At 58.3% G+C, this 17,524-nt stretch carries 18 protein-coding genes; 4 read left to right on the top strand and 14 right to left on the bottom strand.

Annotated elements, in window-relative coordinates; translation table 11 throughout:
- Position 1 precedes the first annotated feature (1 nt).
- The 3 genes from AC1RJW_RS15725 (at position 2) to AC1RJW_RS15715 (ending at position 3,024) form a co-directional block, all read left to right on the top strand.
- Complete coding sequence (locus tag AC1RJW_RS15725) at positions 2-508, top strand: (R)-mandelonitrile lyase (protein ID WP_493045722.1); 507 nt, start codon at positions 2-4, stop codon at positions 506-508.
- A gap of 21 nt (positions 509-529) precedes the next feature.
- A complete protein-coding gene (locus tag AC1RJW_RS15720; protein ID WP_493045721.1) occupies positions 530-1,708 on the top strand; it encodes an MFS transporter in 1,179 nt (392 codons plus the stop codon).
- Positions 1,709-2,664: 956 nt separating this feature from the next.
- Positions 2,665-3,024 (top strand): hypothetical protein, encoded by a 360-nt coding sequence (locus AC1RJW_RS15715; protein WP_493045720.1) that lies wholly within the window; start codon positions 2,665-2,667, stop codon positions 3,022-3,024.
- A 377-nt stretch (positions 3,025-3,401) separates the two neighbouring features.
- On the opposite strand, the gene guaA is transcribed toward AC1RJW_RS15715, so the two are convergent.
- The 8 genes from guaA to AC1RJW_RS15675 all read right to left on the bottom strand — a co-directional run bounded on the left by guaA (position 3,402) and on the right by AC1RJW_RS15675 (position 11,027).
- Positions 3,402-5,012, bottom strand: coding sequence for a glutamine-hydrolyzing GMP synthase (guaA, locus tag AC1RJW_RS15710; RefSeq protein WP_101480991.1), 1,611 nt, complete (start codon positions 5,010-5,012; stop codon positions 3,402-3,404).
- A 171-nt stretch (positions 5,013-5,183) separates the two neighbouring features.
- Positions 5,184-6,644 carry an IMP dehydrogenase gene (guaB, locus tag AC1RJW_RS15705; protein WP_326458636.1) on the bottom strand — a complete coding sequence of 487 codons (1,461 nt, stop codon included), beginning with the start codon at positions 6,642-6,644 and terminating at the stop codon, positions 5,184-5,186.
- Between the two features lie 323 nt (positions 6,645-6,967).
- Positions 6,968-7,189 (bottom strand): hypothetical protein, encoded by a 222-nt coding sequence (locus AC1RJW_RS15700; protein WP_493045718.1) that lies wholly within the window; start codon positions 7,187-7,189, stop codon positions 6,968-6,970.
- Positions 7,189-8,718: a hypothetical protein gene (locus tag AC1RJW_RS15695; protein WP_493045717.1), complete on the bottom strand. Its 1,530-nt coding sequence runs from the start codon at positions 8,716-8,718 to the stop codon at positions 7,189-7,191. The genes AC1RJW_RS15700 and AC1RJW_RS15695 overlap by 1 nt, the downstream gene beginning before the upstream one ends.
- A 143-nt stretch (positions 8,719-8,861) precedes the next feature.
- On the bottom strand, positions 8,862-9,083 hold the full coding sequence (locus AC1RJW_RS15690; RefSeq protein WP_493045716.1) for a hypothetical protein: 222 nt from the start codon (positions 9,081-9,083) through the stop codon (positions 8,862-8,864).
- A 393-nt stretch (positions 9,084-9,476) separates the two neighbouring features.
- The gene (locus AC1RJW_RS15685; protein WP_493045715.1) at positions 9,477-10,004 is read right to left on the bottom strand and encodes a hypothetical protein; all 528 of its coding nucleotides are present in this window, start codon (positions 10,002-10,004) and stop codon (positions 9,477-9,479) included.
- A 302-nt stretch (positions 10,005-10,306) separates the two neighbouring features.
- Positions 10,307-10,603 carry an RnfH family protein gene (locus tag AC1RJW_RS15680; RefSeq protein ID WP_493045714.1) on the bottom strand — a complete coding sequence of 99 codons (297 nt, stop codon included), beginning with the start codon at positions 10,601-10,603 and terminating at the stop codon, positions 10,307-10,309.
- Positions 10,596-11,027: a type II toxin-antitoxin system RatA family toxin gene (locus AC1RJW_RS15675; protein ID WP_493045713.1), complete on the bottom strand. Its 432-nt coding sequence runs from the start codon at positions 11,025-11,027 to the stop codon at positions 10,596-10,598. The genes AC1RJW_RS15680 and AC1RJW_RS15675 overlap by 8 nt, the downstream gene beginning before the upstream one ends.
- A 93-nt stretch (positions 11,028-11,120) precedes the next feature.
- Between AC1RJW_RS15675 and smpB the strand changes: the two genes are divergently transcribed.
- The gene (gene smpB / locus AC1RJW_RS15670) at positions 11,121-11,570 is read left to right on the top strand and encodes an SsrA-binding protein SmpB (RefSeq protein ID WP_034784131.1); all 450 of its coding nucleotides are present in this window, start codon (positions 11,121-11,123) and stop codon (positions 11,568-11,570) included.
- Between the two features lie 312 nt (positions 11,571-11,882).
- Here smpB and AC1RJW_RS15665 read toward each other — a convergent pair whose 3' ends face one another.
- The 6 genes from AC1RJW_RS15665 to ppsA form a co-directional block, all read right to left on the bottom strand.
- A complete protein-coding gene (locus tag AC1RJW_RS15665; RefSeq protein WP_010397665.1) occupies positions 11,883-12,191 on the bottom strand; it encodes an H-NS histone family protein in 309 nt (102 codons plus the stop codon).
- Positions 12,192-12,230: 39 nt separating this feature from the next.
- Positions 12,231-12,467, bottom strand: a complete 237-nt coding sequence (locus AC1RJW_RS15660; protein WP_493045712.1) for a hypothetical protein — start codon at positions 12,465-12,467, stop codon at positions 12,231-12,233.
- A gap of 369 nt (positions 12,468-12,836) precedes the next feature.
- Positions 12,837-13,781 carry an SPFH domain-containing protein gene (locus AC1RJW_RS15655; RefSeq protein WP_326458630.1) on the bottom strand — a complete coding sequence of 315 codons (945 nt, stop codon included), beginning with the start codon at positions 13,779-13,781 and terminating at the stop codon, positions 12,837-12,839.
- A gap of 15 nt (positions 13,782-13,796) precedes the next feature.
- Positions 13,797-14,213, bottom strand: a complete 417-nt coding sequence (locus AC1RJW_RS15650; protein WP_493045711.1) for an NfeD family protein — start codon at positions 14,211-14,213, stop codon at positions 13,797-13,799.
- Positions 14,214-14,390: 177 nt separating this feature from the next.
- Positions 14,391-14,888, bottom strand: coding sequence for a Dps family protein (locus AC1RJW_RS15645; RefSeq protein WP_034752224.1), 498 nt, complete (start codon positions 14,886-14,888; stop codon positions 14,391-14,393).
- Positions 14,889-15,034: 146 nt separating this feature from the next.
- The gene (gene ppsA, locus AC1RJW_RS15640; protein ID WP_493045710.1) at positions 15,035-17,467 is read right to left on the bottom strand and encodes a phosphoenolpyruvate synthase; all 2,433 of its coding nucleotides are present in this window, start codon (positions 17,465-17,467) and stop codon (positions 15,035-15,037) included.
- Positions 17,468-17,524: the final 57 nt, after the last annotated feature.

Here is a 17,524-nt window from a genome sequence, read left to right as displayed (position 1 = left end):
CATGCCGTTTCACCTCCCCGCCAGTGTCGCCCTGCTTGCCTCCGCCTTGCTGTCCGCGCCTCTCGCCGCCAGCGCGCAAGCGCTGCAGCAGGAGATTTCACCAGCAGCAACGCGTCCGACCATCGACGCGCCGACACGCTTTTTTACGGGCCGGGTGCGCATCACGCCCCTGTTTGAGCCGACCCGAGAGGCACCGCTCACCGGCGGCTTCGTCACGTTCGAGCCGGGCGCGCGGTCGGCCTGGCATACCCACCCCACCGGCCAGCGCCTGGTGATCGTGGCCGGCACCGCCCGGACCCAAGCGTGGGGCGGACCGGTGATCGAACTGCAGCCCGGTGACGTGCTGTGGTGCGCTCCCGGCGTCAAGCACTGGCACGGCGCCACGCCATCGGCGCCCATGACCCATCTGGCGCTGACCGGCACTGCCGATGGCAACAACGTCACCTGGATGGAGCAGGTCAGCGACGCACAGTACGGCGCCAGCGTCCCTCCGGCAGGCCGGTATTAATTCTTACATGATATGTAAACTATGGAAAATCATCACAAGGCGCTGGTCTGGAAACTCAGTTTTGGTATTTTTGGCATCCTGACCACGGAACTGGGCGTCGTCGGCATCCTGCCGCTGATCGCGGACACCTTTCACGTCAGCGTGACGCGGGCGGGATGGCTGGTGAGTATCTTCGCGCTGGGCGTGGCGCTGGCGGGACCGGTCATGCCCTTGCTGTTCTCCGGCGTCAACCGGAAAACAGCCATGTTAGGGGTGCAAGGGATCTTTGTACTCAGCAACCTGGTCTGCATGGTGACAGACAATTTCACCGTGCTGCTGCTGGCGCGCCTGATCCCCGCGCTATGCCACCCCGTCTATTGCACCCTGGCCTTCACCATCGCTGCAAAAACGGCAGGCCCGCGCGACGCTTCCAAGGCTGTGGCCAGGATCATGATGGGTGTCTCGGCTGGCATGGTATTCGGGGTGCCGATAAGCAGCTTGATCGCAGGCGCGACCTCGTTTTCCGCCGTCATGCTATTCTTCGCCGCCGTCAATGCGGTCGCTTTCATGTTCACCCTGCTGGCCATGCCGTCGATGCCGGTGGGCTCCAGGGTTGCCTACGGCACGCAGCTGAGCCTGCTGCGTAGCGGCCTGATGTGGATTTCCCTGGCTACCGTGGCCTTGATCGCTGCCTCGATGGCCAGCGTGTACAGCTACGTGGCCGACTATCTGAAAAACGTCGCGCAGCTGGCGCCACACACGCTGAGCCTCACCCTGCTGCTGTTCGGCCTGGCCAGCATCTGCGGCAATCCTGTGGCGGGCCGGCTACTGAGCACGAACCCGCTGCGGGCCGTGTTTCTCTTCCCGTTCGTGCTGGGCGTCATCTATATCTCCCTGTATTTCGTCGGAGCCTCCACCTTGACGATGCTCGTGTTGGCCTGCCTCTGGGGCCTGGTCTACGGCGCCGGGAACAATTTCCAGCAATACTGGATCGCCTCGGCTCTACCCGACAGCCCCGAACTGGCGACGGGCCTGTTTCTGTCCTTCGGCAATATCGGGATCACTCTGGGTACCACGATCGGCGGCATGTTCATTGCTGGCATGGGTATCCGGTCGATCATCTTGGGTGGCCTGGTCTTCCTGGCGCTGACCTTCGTGTCCATCCTTATCCGCAACTTGATGCTGAGGCAGATCCCAGCGCCGGTGCTTGCCGCGAAATAAGCCACATCGTGCTCGTCACCAAAGGCCGCGTGCCAACTAGCCCCGATTCAGTGACTGCGGCCTGCCGCGCTGCCACTTGCAGCGAGCGCTCGATGCCTCGCGCTCTGCCGGCTGGGCCTCTGTTCGAGCTGTGCTGTATTTGGCGGCGCTGGTAGCGATGAGCTTGCCCCGGCATAACCGGTACAGCCTATCGAGTGTCATTCCCTTAGTGTTGACCACCCGCTGCCACATTTTTGGCACGTGCCAAGTCAACAGAGCGTCCCAGGCAGACTCCACCAAACAGGCAACAGGTGAACGCCTCGGAATTTTCCCGTGCTTCCTTAGCACTGTCGAAGAAACGATTACCTAGTTCTTTCCAAGCATGACTTTCAGTGGGCGCTGCAAGTGCATTGAGGGCATTAACACTTCTTCGAGCCCTCTTTGGGTGGCATTTGGAAATGTTGATGTTTCATAATGGCTCCAGCAAACAGAAATAGTACAATAACTATAATAAAAAATGTTCCCCAGTGCGAAAATACACCCGAAAATATTGTCTTTTTTGAATTATCGCGTGAATAACGAGGGGCTCCATGGCTACCCTGGATCCATATTTCTTAGAAATGAGAGCCCGATGGATGGTATTGAGCCCCTGGGCACCCTGCCAGACTTCTGGTGCACGATCTCGTAGCTGGCTGATCCAACCGTGAGATCGGGTTTGACCTGTCTATCTCCCTGCCCTGCAGAGACTCCTGCAGCGCTGCTGCATAAGCTACTTGAGCTTCGGCAGGTTCGTGCATTAACGTTCCCATGGCAAAATCCATTGCGACGTTAATCTCGGGTTTCGCGGGGCCCGGTGCAATCGATTCGAGTTCTCTTCCGCATCATCTCCGCTCTGCAACGATGCATTTAAGTTAAAGCGTTGCGTTGATCGATTGGATCTGCAGCCAAGAGGGGCCGTTAAATTAATCGAGAAAAACATGGACAATATTCTTCGCCACATGCACGGGGGGCATTTCCAGGTCATCGCAGAGCTCAATGCCCCATTCATTGTTCATGGCGCGTCAAGAAGTGATTTTTCTGACATTTTTCCGAAAGAAATTGAGGAAAGATATCTTGCAGGTTCGATTGACTTCGACATTGCTGATTGTGCGATGAATGCACTGTCCGCCTGGGCGCCACTTGAAGATTTTCCTTCATACTCTTGGGCGGTGTACCAGGCCTTCGATGAAGGAGAGTATATGCATCCAGGGCAAGTAATCGGTAACAATGAAGATGTAGATACTCGTCCTTTGTTGCGTAAAGCAATGTCGGATTTCCATCCTCTGGACTTCAGCTAGCGGCCAAAAGCAAACGTATCAATGTCATCAATCTAAAACCGAATTACCACACGTATGAGTTATTTTGTGCGCTGGCGGTGGCCTGGTCATCACGAGCCTCTCGGCTCGCTCAATTGCGAAAAGCAGTATTTAAAATCAATGACTTGACATAAAAAATACCCTCATTGATACCCTCGCGGTGAAAATGAACAGTAAGAACCAAATGCTAAATATTCCCCACGGCAAGTTGAGTCCCCTTAAAAATACCCACAAAAAAGCGTGCTTGGCTCTGCCATGGGTTGCTTGGGTTTGCCAGACAAAATAAAAAAAGCCCCTGAAAAATCAGGGGCTTAGCTGTTGCATTGACCCTGCGTTACCTTACGCTGCCGGACGGGAGATTATTCCCACTCGATGGTCGCAGGCGGCTTGCCCGAAATATCGTAGACAACGCGGTTGATGCCACGCACTTCATTGATGATGCGGTTCGATACCTTGCCCAGCAAGCTGTGCGGCAAGTGCGCCCAGTGGGCCGTCATGAAGTCCTGCGTTTGCACGGCGCGCAGGGCCACAACGTACTCGTAGGTGCGGCCATCGCCCATCACGCCCACCGACTTGACGGGCAGGAAGACGGCGAACGCCTGGCTCGTCGCTTCATACCAGTTCGCTGGCAGCGCGTCCGGGTCGACGGCCTGGCCGGCGACGAATTCGTACGGCGTGTTGCGCAGCTCTTCGATGAAGATGGCGTCGGCGCGGCGCAGCAGGTCGGCGTAGTCTTTCTTGACTTCGCCGAGGATGCGCACGCCCAGGCCCGGACCAGGGAATGGGTGACGGTAGACCATGTCATGCGGCAAGCCCAGGGCCACGCCCAGTTTGCGCACTTCATCCTTGAACAGTTCGCGCAGCGGTTCCAGCAATTTCAGCTTCATGGTGTCCGGCAAGCCGCCCACGTTGTGGTGGCTCTTGATGGTCTGGCCCTTCTTGCCTTTGCCGGCCGATTCGATCACGTCCGGGTAGATCGTGCCTTGCGCCAGCCATTTGGCGTTGACCAGCTTGCCAGACTCGACCTGGAACACTTCGACGAATTCGCGGCCGATGATCTTGCGCTTTTGCTCGGGGTCGGTGACGCCGGCCAGGTGGCCCATGAACTGGTCTTCCGCATCGACGCGGATGACTTTCACGCCCAGGTTCTTGGCGAACATGTCCATCACCATCTTGCCTTCGTCGAGGCGCAGCAGGCCGTGGTCGACGAAGACGCAGGTCAGCTGGTCGCCGATGGCGCGGTGGATCAGGGCAGCGGCCACGGACGAATCGACGCCGCCGGACAGGCCCAGGATGACGTCATCGGTGCCCACTTGCGCGCGGATTTTTTCCACCGCTTCGCTGATGTAGTCGGGCATGTTCCAGTCCGACTTGCAGCCGCAGATTTCATGCACGAAACGGCCGATCATGGCCTTGCCCTGCACCGTGTGCGTCACTTCCGGGTGGAATTGCACGCCGTAGAACTGGCGCTCTTCGTCGGCCATGGCGGCGATCGGGCAGCTCGGAGTGTTACCCATCAGCTTGAAGCCTGGCGGCATTTCCAGCACCTTGTCGCCATGGCTCATCCACACTTTCAACATGCCATGGCCTTCGTCGGTGACAAAGTCGGCAATACCGTTGAGCAACTTGGTGTGGCTGCGGGCACGCACTTCGGCGTAGCCGAATTCGCGCACCAGGCCGTTTTCCACCTTGCCGCCCAGCTGGGCCGCCATGGTTTGCATGCCGTAGCAGATGCCCAGCACGGGCACGCCCAGCTCGAACACGGCTTGCGGCGCGCGCGGCGAGTCGCCGTCCAGGGTGGAATTGTGGCTGCCCGACAGGATCACGCCGGCGGCGCCATAGTTGCGCACGAATTCGTCGCTGACGTCATACGGGAAGACTTCGGAAAACACGCCGGAATCGCGCACGCGGCGGGCGATCAGCTGGGTGACTTGGGAACCGAAATCGAGAATGAGGATTTTAGAGTGCATGGTCGGGGCTTTATTCAGGGTCAATTGCAAAACCGGCGCACTGGGCGCCGGTCTGGTCTGTCGCTATAGCGCAGCGGAAAAATTGTTCAGGGCAAGGCGCGGTGCCGAAGACAGTACGAATAGTACGGCGAGGCACTGTAACGCAGCCATGGGCAATTTTTCCTGTTGCGCTTACTCGGAGCGGTAGTTTGGCGCTTCTTTCGTGATTTGCACATCATGGACATGCGACTCGCGCATGCCGGCCGAGGTGATTTCCACGAATTCCGCCTTTTCGCGCAGTTCGTCGATGGTCGCGCAACCGCAGTAACCCATCGATTGACGCACGCCGCCCACCAGCTGGAAGATGATCGCCAGCACGCTGCCCTTGTAGGCCACGCGGCCTTCGATACCTTCCGGCACGAACTTGTCGGCCTTCATGGTGGCGTCCTGGAAATAACGGTCAGCCGAACCATCGGACATCGCGCCCAGCGAACCCATGCCGCGGTACGATTTGTAGCTGCGGCCCTGGTACAGGATCACTTCGCCTGGCGCTTCTTCCGTACCGGCAAACATCGACCCCATCATGACGGTCGAGGCGCCAGCGGCCAGCGCTTTCGAGATGTCGCCCGAGAAGCGGATACCGCCGTCGGCGATACATGGCACGCCCGTGCCTTCCAGTGCTTCGGCAACATTCGAGATGGCCGTGATTTGCGGCACGCCCACACCGGCGACGATACGCGTGGTGCAGATCGAGCCAGGACCGATGCCGACCTTGACCGCGTCGGCGCCGTATTCCACCAGCGCCTTGGCGGCGGCGGCGGTAGCGATGTTGCCGCCAATCACTTCCACTTGCGGGTACTTGGTCTTGATCCAGCGTACGCGGTCCAGAATGCCTTGCGAGTGACCGTGGGCCGTGTCGACCACCAGCACGTCGACGCCGGCGGCGACCAGCAGGTCGATGCGCTCTTCATCCTTGGCGCCCACGCCGACGGCCGCGCCGACCAGCAGTTTGCCCTGGCTGTCTTTCGACGCGAACGGGTGGGAAGTCGACTTCTGGATATCCTTGACGGTGATCAAACCGCGCAATTCGAATGCGTCGTTGACGACCAGCACGCGCTCCAGGCGGTGCTTGTTCATCAGGCGCTTGGCTTCGGCCGTATCGGCGTCTTCCTTGACGACGACGAGTTTTTCGCGCGGGGTCATCTTGGCGGAGGCTTCCGCGTCGAGTTCCTGTTCAAAGCGCAAGTCGCGGTTGGTGATGATGCCGACGACTTCCTTGCCCTTGACAACGGGGAAACCGCTGATGCCGTATTGTTCCGTCAGGGCGATCACGTCGCGGATTTTCATGTCCGGCGGAATCGTGATCGGATCGCGCAGCACGCCAGCTTCGAAACGTTTTACGCGGGCCACTTCACGTGCCTGGTCCTTCGGATTCAAATTCTTGTGGATGATGCCGATGCCGCCTTCCTGGGCCATCGCGATCGCCAGACGGGCTTCCGTCACCGTATCCATGGCTGCGGACAGCAAGGGAATATTCAAGGTGATATTGCGGGTCAGGCGAGTTTTGAGGGACGTATCGGCGGGAAGAACGTTGGAGTAGGCTGGGACGAGCAGCACGTCATCGAATGTGAGTGCTTTTTGAAGTAGACGCATAGCATTTCCTATTGGCGCAAAAGCAGATTATACAGAAATCCAGGAACTTTGTCTTGAACTTCGGCAAACTTCCACTGCTCCAGCGGCGTTGCCGCAGACACGAGCAGACAGGTAAGCGGATCCTCTGCTGTTTTATCCGCATGCCACCGCAGGCCGCAGCACCATGCTTGCCGTCTCACAACGGCGTTTTGCAAGGCTGCAAGCAGGATCCGGCGTGACCCCGCCGGATCGGATTTGTCATTGATGCGCCATGCAACACAGGGCCTGCAGTACCGCCCGGGCCGGTCGCCAGGCTCGGCTGCGGCCGCGGCGGCGATGTGGACTTATGCGCGCTGCAATTCGCCCTCAAGCTCGGCAACGGTCATGGGGACATAGTCCGCATCCAGCGGCATGCGATCCTTGCCATAGCGCCTGACCAAGTAGGATGAGTCCGCCGCTTCGTGGCTGGTTTTCACCTGCAGAAAGCCCGCTTCGGTCGCCACTTCCGCATACTGGCAGGCGTCGCCGCAGCAATAGCTGCGCCATTCGATGTCATGGATGTTCATTATTGTCCCGTCCCGTAATAAAAGCCCGTAAAACCATCACAAAAACGCAAGCTGCCAGCCAGTTGCAACTGACGAATGTACTCGCACGATTTTTCAAATGCCGACTTGGTCAACAGCAAGTTGTCGCCGGTGGCATCCTCGCCGCTGCCCGTATCGCCCAGTGCGGTGACGCCATGCCAGAAGGGAAACCAGGTATCACCATAGGCAACGATCACATCGGCCATGCGCTTGATCTGCGATGCTTTTTGCCAGCCGGGGATATGCCCGGTGACACCGCCGGTCACCTTGGCAATCCCGCTGGCCGTCGCGCTTCCCCAATCACATGCGCCAACGTGATGCGGGTTATCGATGCCAAACGGCGTCACGCTCACATTGATCTTGCGCGCGTGGCGCTGCATCTTGATGCCCGTTCCCTTGATGATCTTTTCTGACAGGCGGCTGCTGGACGATTGCGGCGAGGCATAGAATTCCAGGCCACGCGTCATGCCGGAGTTCAGGTACAAAGCCGTCACCGGAAGCACTTCATACAGCAATGCACCGGGCGACGTAATCGTACTCATGGCATCGGCGCCGCCCAGGTGATTGGTAGTGTGGTTGATGCACTCCCAGCCGGCGTCATAGGCGACTTGCAAGAACGGATTGACGCCGCTCCAGTCGCTCACCACCTTGTCGCCATTCAGCCAAATGCGCTTTGGCACCGCGACATAGCCCTTCCATTTGTAGGAATCGAAAATGGGCAGATAATAGCTGGCCATGTCAGCGCCGACGGAATCGGTGCCGAGCACGATCTGCGCTTGCGTGTCGAAATCCGTCCAGATGGAATCAAAGTACACATCCGCCCCGGCCATGTTCGACATGTCGATTTTCATGCCGGTAATGGCCGCATCCTTGATGTTTGCCGCCGCGCCTGTGCGATAGGAACCGCCAAGCACACCGAAGGGATGATATTCGGTGACACCGGAACCGCTGACATAAGCGTTCGGATCGCGCATGACGAATTTGAGGAAGTTCCAGCCCTCGCGCACCTGGTTCGAATTGAACCCCACCGTCAGCGCATTCGCATTCGAGCCGGCGGCATCCGTCGTCAATGTGAAACCGATGGAACCGGCCGGGGTTCCGCCGGGCTCATAACCGGGCAGGTTGTCAACATAAACCCACAGGCCGATTTTGCCTTTCAGCTCCTTGACGCGTGCGGAAGCGGCAAAGTTTGCCAATTTGATTTCATGCGTCACATTGACCGTCGGAGACCAGCGCAGCAGCTCCGTCTGGCCGGTACGGCTGGTGATGCCTACAGCATTGCCAGTCGCATCATAACCGGTGTAGCCCTGGGTCAGCACGGGAATGCCGCCGGCGACGGTCCACACGCCACTGGTAAAATTGGCGACCATGCGGCCGGAATTCCTGAGGCCGCGCAAGATGCCCGTAGGCTGGCCGCAGGCGAGCGTCCGTCCCTCCCCCGCCTGAAAAAGCGGCGCAAGCCTTTCGGGCATGAGACGCGACGGCATCGCGCTGATAGTATTATTGCTCATGGCGTATAGCCTTTCATGTCAGTTTTATCAAAGTGAAATACAGACGGGCCATCCAGCCCATGACACCAGCACCCATCCGGGCACCCTCGCTCCCATAACCTTCATAAAAACCGCACGAGACGGGCCAAACACGCCGCCCCGCGTCAAGCCGGTACGGCGCCGCCAGCCTCCCTCAAGCGCCGCTGCGCAGCCTCTTTCGCTTCACGCTGCCCTTGGGCTTCACGATTGAGCCTGCCGATGGCGGCGACGGCCGCATCGGCATCAAAGGCGGCTTCGCGGCCATCGGGATAGATAAAGATCGGGCGCTTACCACGCCCCTCGCCCGTCGTTGCAATACTCCCGTCTGCGTTGAATTTGAACGGCATGGTCTCTCTTTCCGGGCATTCCGCCCAATGGCTGGCCTTCCGGCCTTGCACCGCTTATCGTTGCGGCAATAAAAAAGCCCGCCGAAGCGGGCCCTGCTCAAATGAAGACGGAGAAAACAAAATATAAAATAAATAAAGCAAACAGCGAGCGATCGCTCAGCCATTTGTGCACTCCGCACTGCACGCAAGAGCAACTGACACGCGTGGGGTGAGCAGCTCCTGTGCCGCCCGCTTACGCTCCTCTGTTCCAGCTATCGGCGCTGCATGTGCGGCGCGGGGTACCGGAAGAACTTTTACTGAAATGCAATATGCGGATCCTAACACAAAAACACTGTATATAAACACAGTTTTCGGGATTTATATGCCCATTTCTGCCGGCGCCATGCAGCGCCGCTAGCGCAAACGACGCCTGGAGCGCTCCGCATGGCGGGCGACCGTGGCGGCAAGCTCGCTGACCATATCCTTGATACGCTCGCGCTCAAAACCGCCGGCACACTCCACCTCGGCCTTGCCCGTGCCCGTGCATGCCGTGCAATCGCGCAAACTTGTGGGCGACATGCCGGTGCCCTTGCATGGCTTGCACCTGTCATCGAGCCAATATGCCAGCGACGCATGGGCAACCCGCTTATACAGGGCCTGCGCCGTGCAGATATCTCGTTCGGAATTGATCCTGACCCAGCGGCGCGCCTGGCCCTTTTCCGTCACCGCAGCCGTCCATATCCGCAGCAATTGCACCAGGTTACCGCTGTTGCCATCGGATTGGCTGTCGACGAGGACATCCGCGTATTTCACGCGACAAAGCAAAGCACCGAGGTCGCCCGCCAGCGCAGCAGCCGCGATCACGTCCAATCCGTGATGAAACGCGTCATCCCTCAAGTTTGACGAACGCAACGACGCTACAAATTTATTGGCGAATCCCATACATCCTCCTTGGCGATTCGACTATCGTAGCATCCAATATTTGCTATTTGGCAAAACTTTGGCGTCATAATGCAACCATCCGGGTCAGCTGCGGATGTGCGGCACGGCATCGATCTACGAAAGAATGAGCTACTGAAGAGGGGAAGCCGGAGGCTTCCTGGCCGCTTTGAATGGAGGCATCGAGGCAAGCCGCACTTGATGATCACCGCCGCTTCCAGGGCAATGTGTTAAGGCGCGGCGCCAGGCAGCGATACGCCCTTCATCTGGCTGCCCGGCCCCGCACCTGAAGATGCGCTGCCAGGTCAGGCCTTGGCAGGTTTGCTGCCGGCGCGGCGCCGGCGCGCTTCTTTCGGGTCGGCTTGCAAGGGCCGGTAGACCTCCACCCGGTCATGCTCGTGCAATACGGTATCCAAAGGCTTCTTCTTGCCATAGATGCCCACCATATTGATGGCCAGGTCAATGCCGGGGATGGCCTGCAACAAGCCGCTCCGCGTCACCGCCTGCTCGATGGTGGTGCCGGCAGGCACCGTCAGGGCACGCAGGAAGCTGCTATCCGGCAAGGCGTGACAGACTTGCACGTGAATGCTGGCCTCAGCCATATACCGTCTCCGCGCGCTTGCAGAAGGAATCGACCATGCTGTTGGCGATCATGCCGAAGACGGGGCCGATGATCTGTTCCAGTACGCGGCTGGAAAACTCGTAATGCAGGTCCAGTTCGATCTTACAGGCATCTTCGCGCAGGACCTTGAAGGTCCATACGCCGTCGAGGGTCTTGAAAGGACCGTCCACCAGCTTCATCTTGATGGAAGTCGGAGGCACGTTCTCGTTGGACGTGGTGAAGCTTTGGCGCACGCCGTGGTAATGTATGCCCACGCTGGCGACAACCGTGTTCTCGCCCCGCTCGCGAATCTCGACCGCACCGCACCAGGGCAGGAATTTGGGATAATCCTCCACCGCCGCCACCAGCGCGAACATTTGTTCGGCGCTATAGCCGAGAAAAACTGATTTATGTACTACTGCCATTGAAGAACCATTTGCTATGATGTTGGATACATTTGATTTTATCGCGCTTGCGCGAGACAGTAGTTTAACCGACCCGCGCACATTTACCATCTCATGACCATAGCAGACAACAGAAAAGCCTTCCACGACTACTTTATCGAGGATCGCTACGAAGCGGGCATCGTACTGGAGGGCTGGGAAGTCAAAGCCATCCGCGACGCCCGCGTACAAATCAAGGAAGCCTACGTCGTCGTCCGCGGCGATGAACTCTTCCTGTTCGGCGCGCATATCAGCGCCCTGCCGACCGCCTCCACCCATATCCACCCGGAAGCCGTACGCACGCGCAAGCTGCTGCTGCACCGCGCGGAAATGGATAAACTGATCGGCAAGGTGGAACGCTCCGGCTATACCCTGGTGCCGCTCAACCTGCACTACAAGGGCGGCCGCGTGAAATGCGAAATCGGTCTGGCCAAAGGCAAAAAACAGCACGACAAGCGGGCGGCGGAACGCGACCGCGATGGCGCGCGCGAAGTACAGGCGGCAATGAAGTCGCACCGCCGCTGATCCGGCACTGCGCACAGCATGCTGCGCCGATACCAGCAAGCCCGGCTATATGCCGGGTTTTATTTTGCCGATTACCTGCGGCCAGCGGAAAAACTCAGCGCGACGGGAGTAAAACAGGGAAAGGAAAGAGATAAGGCAGGAAAAAGACGGGGAGCGGCGAAAATGCCATGGAGATACGGCGATATACATCAGCTTGGCCTGCCTGGCCCAAGACAACAGTAAAGTTCCGGATGCTTGCGTGCTGCCTGGTATTACCCCTGCACGACTCCACAGGACAAGCATCCGAATGAACGGTTTTTTAAGCCTTCAGAATCAAACCTTCAGCAGATCACGCGACTTGCCCGAATCGGTCCATTCCTTGACCCATTTCGGTTGACGGCCACGGCCAGTCCATTGCTGCGTCGCATCATCCGGATTGCGATAGCGCACCGCAACCGTGCCGGTTTTAGCGCGGATGCCCGTACCAACGAGGTCTTTTACGGAAACGCCGACGCTCTGGGCAATCGCCAGGATTTGTTCGCGCGCTTTGGACAGATCGTCCTGTTCGCGTTTCTTCATTTGCTTCTTGATGTCGTCCTGCAAGGTGCGCAGTTCGGACAGGGATAAGCTGGACAGATCCATGATATTTCCTTGTGTGAGTTGAAAAATATAACTGAACAGTTAAATTCTATCCAATTGTAACGCGACTGCGGTGATTTTTCTAAAGATTTGATTGTTTTTTACAATTCTTTTACCAAAAAACCGACTGCCCCCGGCTTTCAAACGATGCAAATCATCAATCAAGGGGGGCCATCGCACATGGACCGTCTGCGCAAGCACCTCGACCTCTGCCTTGTGCGGCAGCGATGCAATACAGCGCCATCGCCCGCATTTATTCTGCAGTACTTTTTGTTTCATTGCAATTTATAGTAATTCTAAATTGCAATTCAAAAATAGACATGAGTCAATACTATCGCCAATCGCGCATCGCCTTTAAACCCCGCCCCGACATCCGCTGCGGACATCGGTGCAATCGTCGCCAGGCATGCGCGGCACATTTTACGCCAATCAAAGAAATCAGCGCCGCACGACAGTACATAATCCAGAAAGTGCGCACAGCATAGCATGAAGAAAATATTATCAGCGTTACGCATTCACCCGCAGATACTCCTCCCCCTGCTGCCGCCAGATAATCATGGCGGCGCAAATGCAAACTGCCCGCTATACAGCGGGCAGTATTAACAACAAACTTGCTACGGATTTGCTATTCACCCAAGCTGCAGGCAATCACGGAATAGCCACGCCGCTTTTCGGCTTCTGCGTTTTTACCACCTGCATCGCCGTGGCGATCAAACCGCTCATATCGCCCAGATTGGCCGGCACGATAATCGAGTTATTCGTTTTCGCCAATTGTGCGAAGGCGCCCACATACTGCTCGGCTACTTTCAGGTTGACGGCATCTTCACCACCCGGCTCGCGGATGGCGGCGCCCACCTGGCGCAACGCTTCGGCGCTGGCCTGCGCCAGCGCAACGATGGCCGTGGCCTGGCCTTCGGCGCGGTTGATCGATGCCTGCTTCTCGCCTTCCGAACGGGCAATATTCGCTTCACGCTCGCCGCTGGCGATATTGATCTGCTCCTGCTTGCGCCCTTCCGAGGCGGCAATCAGCGCACGCTTCTCGCGCTCGGCGGTAATCTGCGCCTGCATCGCATGCAAGATTTCCTTGGGCGGCGTCAAATCCTTGATTTCATAGCGCAATACCTTGACGCCCCAATTCGCCGCCGATTCATCGATGGCATTCACGATGGCCGTATTGATATGGTCGCGTTCTTCAAATGTCTTGTCGAGTTCCATTTTACCGATCACCGAACGCAAGGTCGTTTGCGCCAGTTGCGTAATGGCGGCAATATAATTCGACGAACCATAAGAAGCACGCATGGCATCGGTAATCTGGAAATACAAAATGCCATCAACCTGCAATTGCGTATTGTCACGCGTAATGCACACCTGCGGCGGCACGTCGAGTGGGATTTCCTTGAGCACATGCTTGTAAGCGATGCGGTCGACAAAAGGCACGACGATATTCAGGCCAGGACCCAATACCGCATGGAACTTGCCCAAGCGCTCCACCACCCAGGCATGCTGCTGCGGCACCACATTGACCGTCTTGAAAACAAATACCAACGCCAGCAATAACAAGATCAGCGACATGCTTCCGATACTTACTTCCATAATCTATTCTCCAGGTTATCCAACAATCAAACGGCTGCCACGCACGGCACGTATGGTGTAATGACCGGCCTGCGTATCGCTGCCGGGTATCAGTTCCACATCCCACAAGGCGCCGCGATACATGACGCGCGCCGCGCCATCGACCCAATGCGCGACCGACACGCTTTGGCCGATATCCAGATTCACATTCGGATCCTGCGCCGCATCGCGCCGCCCCGCCCTGCCAAAACGGCTGCGCCGCAATAACAGCGTGGCGACCACGCCGACCACGGCGGCCGTCAGGGCCTGCCAGCTGCCATTTCCGCCCGCCAGCGCCACCAATCCGCCGGCACCGATACCGATGGCGATCATCAGCAGATAAAACGTGCCCGTAAACAGCTCCAGGATCAATACCGCGCCAGCCGCCACAAACCAGCCTCCCCATTCAGCCATGATGCCTCCATCTTTGTGAATCCAAAATAAAAAACCCCGCAGCCTATATAAGCGACGGGGTTTAATGCGCAGTACTGCCTGATATTATTCTTGCCAAACACCTATATACAAGCAGTCTAACGCAATTCCGGATGACGTCAATAGCCAAGGGCGAATTAGCGCCGCCAGGCCAGCCAATTACTCCTCCAGCAGGCTGCGCAACATCCACGCCGTCTTCTCATGCAAATCGAGGCGCTGCGTAATCAGGTCGGCCGTCGGCTGGTCATTGGCTTTTTCCAGCAGCGGGAACAAGCGGCGCGCCGTGCGCGCGGTCGCTTCCTGCGCCGATACCAGGTGGCTGACCATGTCCAGCGCCGGCGGCACGCCGTCGATTTCCTTGATCGACGCGAGCTTGACGAATTCCTTGTAGGTGCCCGGTGCCGGATAGCCAAGGGCGCGAATGCGCTCGGCGATCAGGTCCAGCGCGGCCCACTGCTCCGTGTATTGCGTCATGAACATCAGGTGCAGGGTGTTGAACATCGGCCCCTTGACGTTCCAGTGAAAATTGTGGGTCATCAGGTACAAGGTGTAGCTGTCGGCCAGCAGGCCGGACAGGCCTTCCGCAATTTTCGCGCGGTCCGCTTCGGAAATGCCGATGTCGATCTTTGCCACTTTGCTCGGTTTCTTGCTTGCCATGTGAACTCCCGTTTCAATGTATTGGTGGAATCATTTTAGCTGATCTGGCGCAAGCCCATCGAATACTGCCGTGCGCCGCATGGCAGGCATAAAAAAACCCGCTGCCGGGTGAGCGGCAGCGGGTTTTCAGAGGGCAATAAAGACGCTTACGCTTTCAGCGCAGCGAGCTTTTGCCAGGTGTCGATCACCGAGTCCGGATTCAGGGACATCGATTCGATGCCCTGCTCCATCAGCCAGACGGCGAAGTCCGGATGGTCGGAAGGACCCTGGCCGCAGATGCCGATGTACTTGCCGCGTGCCAGGCAAGCCTTGATGGCCAGGGCCAGCAGCGCTTTCACGGCAGGATCGCGCTCGTCGAAGTCAGCGGCCAGCAATTCCATGCCGGAATCGCGGTCCAGGCCCAGGGTCAGCTGGGTCAGGTCGTTCGAACCGATCGAGAAGCCGTCGAAATGGTCGAGGAACTGGTCGGCCAGGATGGCGTTCGACGGCACTTCGCACATCATGATGACGCGCAAGTCGTTCTCGCCGCGCTTCAGGCCATTTTTCGCCAGCAAGTCGATGACTTTCTCGGCCTGGCCCAGGGTGCGCACGAACGGCACCATGATTTCCACGTTCGTCAGGCCCATGTCATTGCGCACGCGCTTCATCGCTTCGCATTCCATGTTGAACGCTTCGGAGAAGTCGGCCGACAGGTAGCGCGCCGCGCCGCGGAAGCCCAGCATCGGGTTTTCCTCGTCCGGCTCGTAGCGCGAACCGCCGATCAGCTTCTTGTACTCGTTCGACTTGAAGTCGGACAGGCGCACGATGACTTTTTTCGGCCAGAACGCGGCGGCGATGGTGGCGATGCCTTCGGCCAGCTTGTCGATATAGAACGCTTTCGGCGAAGCGTGGCCGCGCGCCACCGATTCCACGGCCTTCTTCAGGTCGGCGTCGATGTTCGGGTATTCCAGGATCGCGCGCGGATGCACACCAATATTGTTATTGATGATGAATTCCAGGCGCGCCAGGCCCACGCCCGCGTTCGGCACGGACTGGAAGTCGAACGCCAGCTGCGGATTGCCCACGTTGAGCATGATCTTGGTGTCGAGCTTCGGCAATTCGCCGCGCGACACTTCCGACACTTCCGTTTCCAGCAAGCCGTCGTAGATCTTGCCTTCGTCGCCTTCCGAGCAGACCACGGTGACAAAGGTGCCGTCTTTCAGCACGTCGGTCGCGTCGCCGCAGCCGACCACGGCAGGCACGCCGAGTTCACGGGCAATAATTGCTGCGTGGCAAGTACGGCCGCCACGGTTGGTGACGATGGCCGACGCGCGTTTCATGACCGGTTCCCAGTTCGGGTCCGTCATGTCGGCAACGAGCACGTCGCCTGGCTGCACGCGCTCCATGTCGGCCGGGTCGTGAATCACGCGCACGGGGCCGGCGCCGATCTTCTGGCCGATGGCGCGGCCGGACGTCAGCACGGTGCCGGTGCTTTTCAGCTTGAAGCGTTCCTGCACGTCGGTCGCCTTTTGCTGCGACTTGACGGTTTCAGGACGCGCCTGCAGGATGTACAGCTTGCCGTCGCGGCCATCCTTGCCCCACTCGATGTCCATCGGACGGCCGTAGTGGTTCTCGATGATGACGGCGTATTTTGCCAGTTCCACCACTTCGCTGTCGTTCAGCGAGTAGCGGTTGCGCATTTCGACAGGCACGTCGACGGTTTTCACGGAACGGCCAGCTTTCGCTTCGTTCGTAAATTCCATTTTCAGCAGCTTCGAGCCGATATTGCGGCGGATTACAGGCGACTTGCCTTTTTCCAGCATCGGCTTGTGCACATAGAATTCGTCGGGATTGACGGCGCCCTGCACCACGGTCTCGCCCAGGCCATAGCTGGAAGTGACGAAGACCACGTCCTTGAAGCCCGACTCGGTATCGATGGTGAACATCACGCCGGCCGCGCCCAGGTCGGAACGCACCATGCGCTGCACGCCGGCCGACAAGGCCACTTCGGCGTGTGTAAAGCCCTTGTGCACGCGATACGAGATGGCGCGGTCGTTGTACAGCGACGCGAACACCTGTTTCATGGCCTCGAGCACGTTGTCGATGCCGACCACGTTCAGGAAGGTCTCTTGCTGACCGGCAAAAGAGGCGTCCGGCAAGTCTTCCGCCGTGGCCGAGGAACGCACGGCAAACGACATTTCGGTATCGGAATCGGCCACCAGCTTGGCATAGAACTGGTCGATTTCGGCAGCCAGGCGTGGCTGGAATGGCGTTTCGACGATCCATTGACGGATCTCGGCACCGGCTTGCGCCAGCGAACGCACGTCATCGATGTCCAGTCCTTCCAGGCGCTGGGCGATGCGTTCGGCCAGCGGCAAGCCGCCGTTGGCGCTATACGAGAGGAAATCGCGGAATGCCTGCGCCGTGGTGGCAAAGCCACCGGGCACGCGCACGCCGGCTTCCGCCAGCTGGCTGATCATTTCGCCCAGGGAGGCGTTCTTGCCGCCGACGGATTCGACATCCGTCATGCGCAAATGCTCGAACGAGGCAACATACACCGCGTCCTTGTCTTCCTGCTGTTGCGATACTGCGTTGGTCATAATGACACCCTTACTGATGATAGAAATCTTTACGCGCGGCGCACAGACAGTCTTCTT

Source organism: Janthinobacterium sp. GW822-FHT07A03, assembly GCF_058798815.1.
This window is presented reverse-complemented; position numbering and strand designations above follow the sequence as displayed.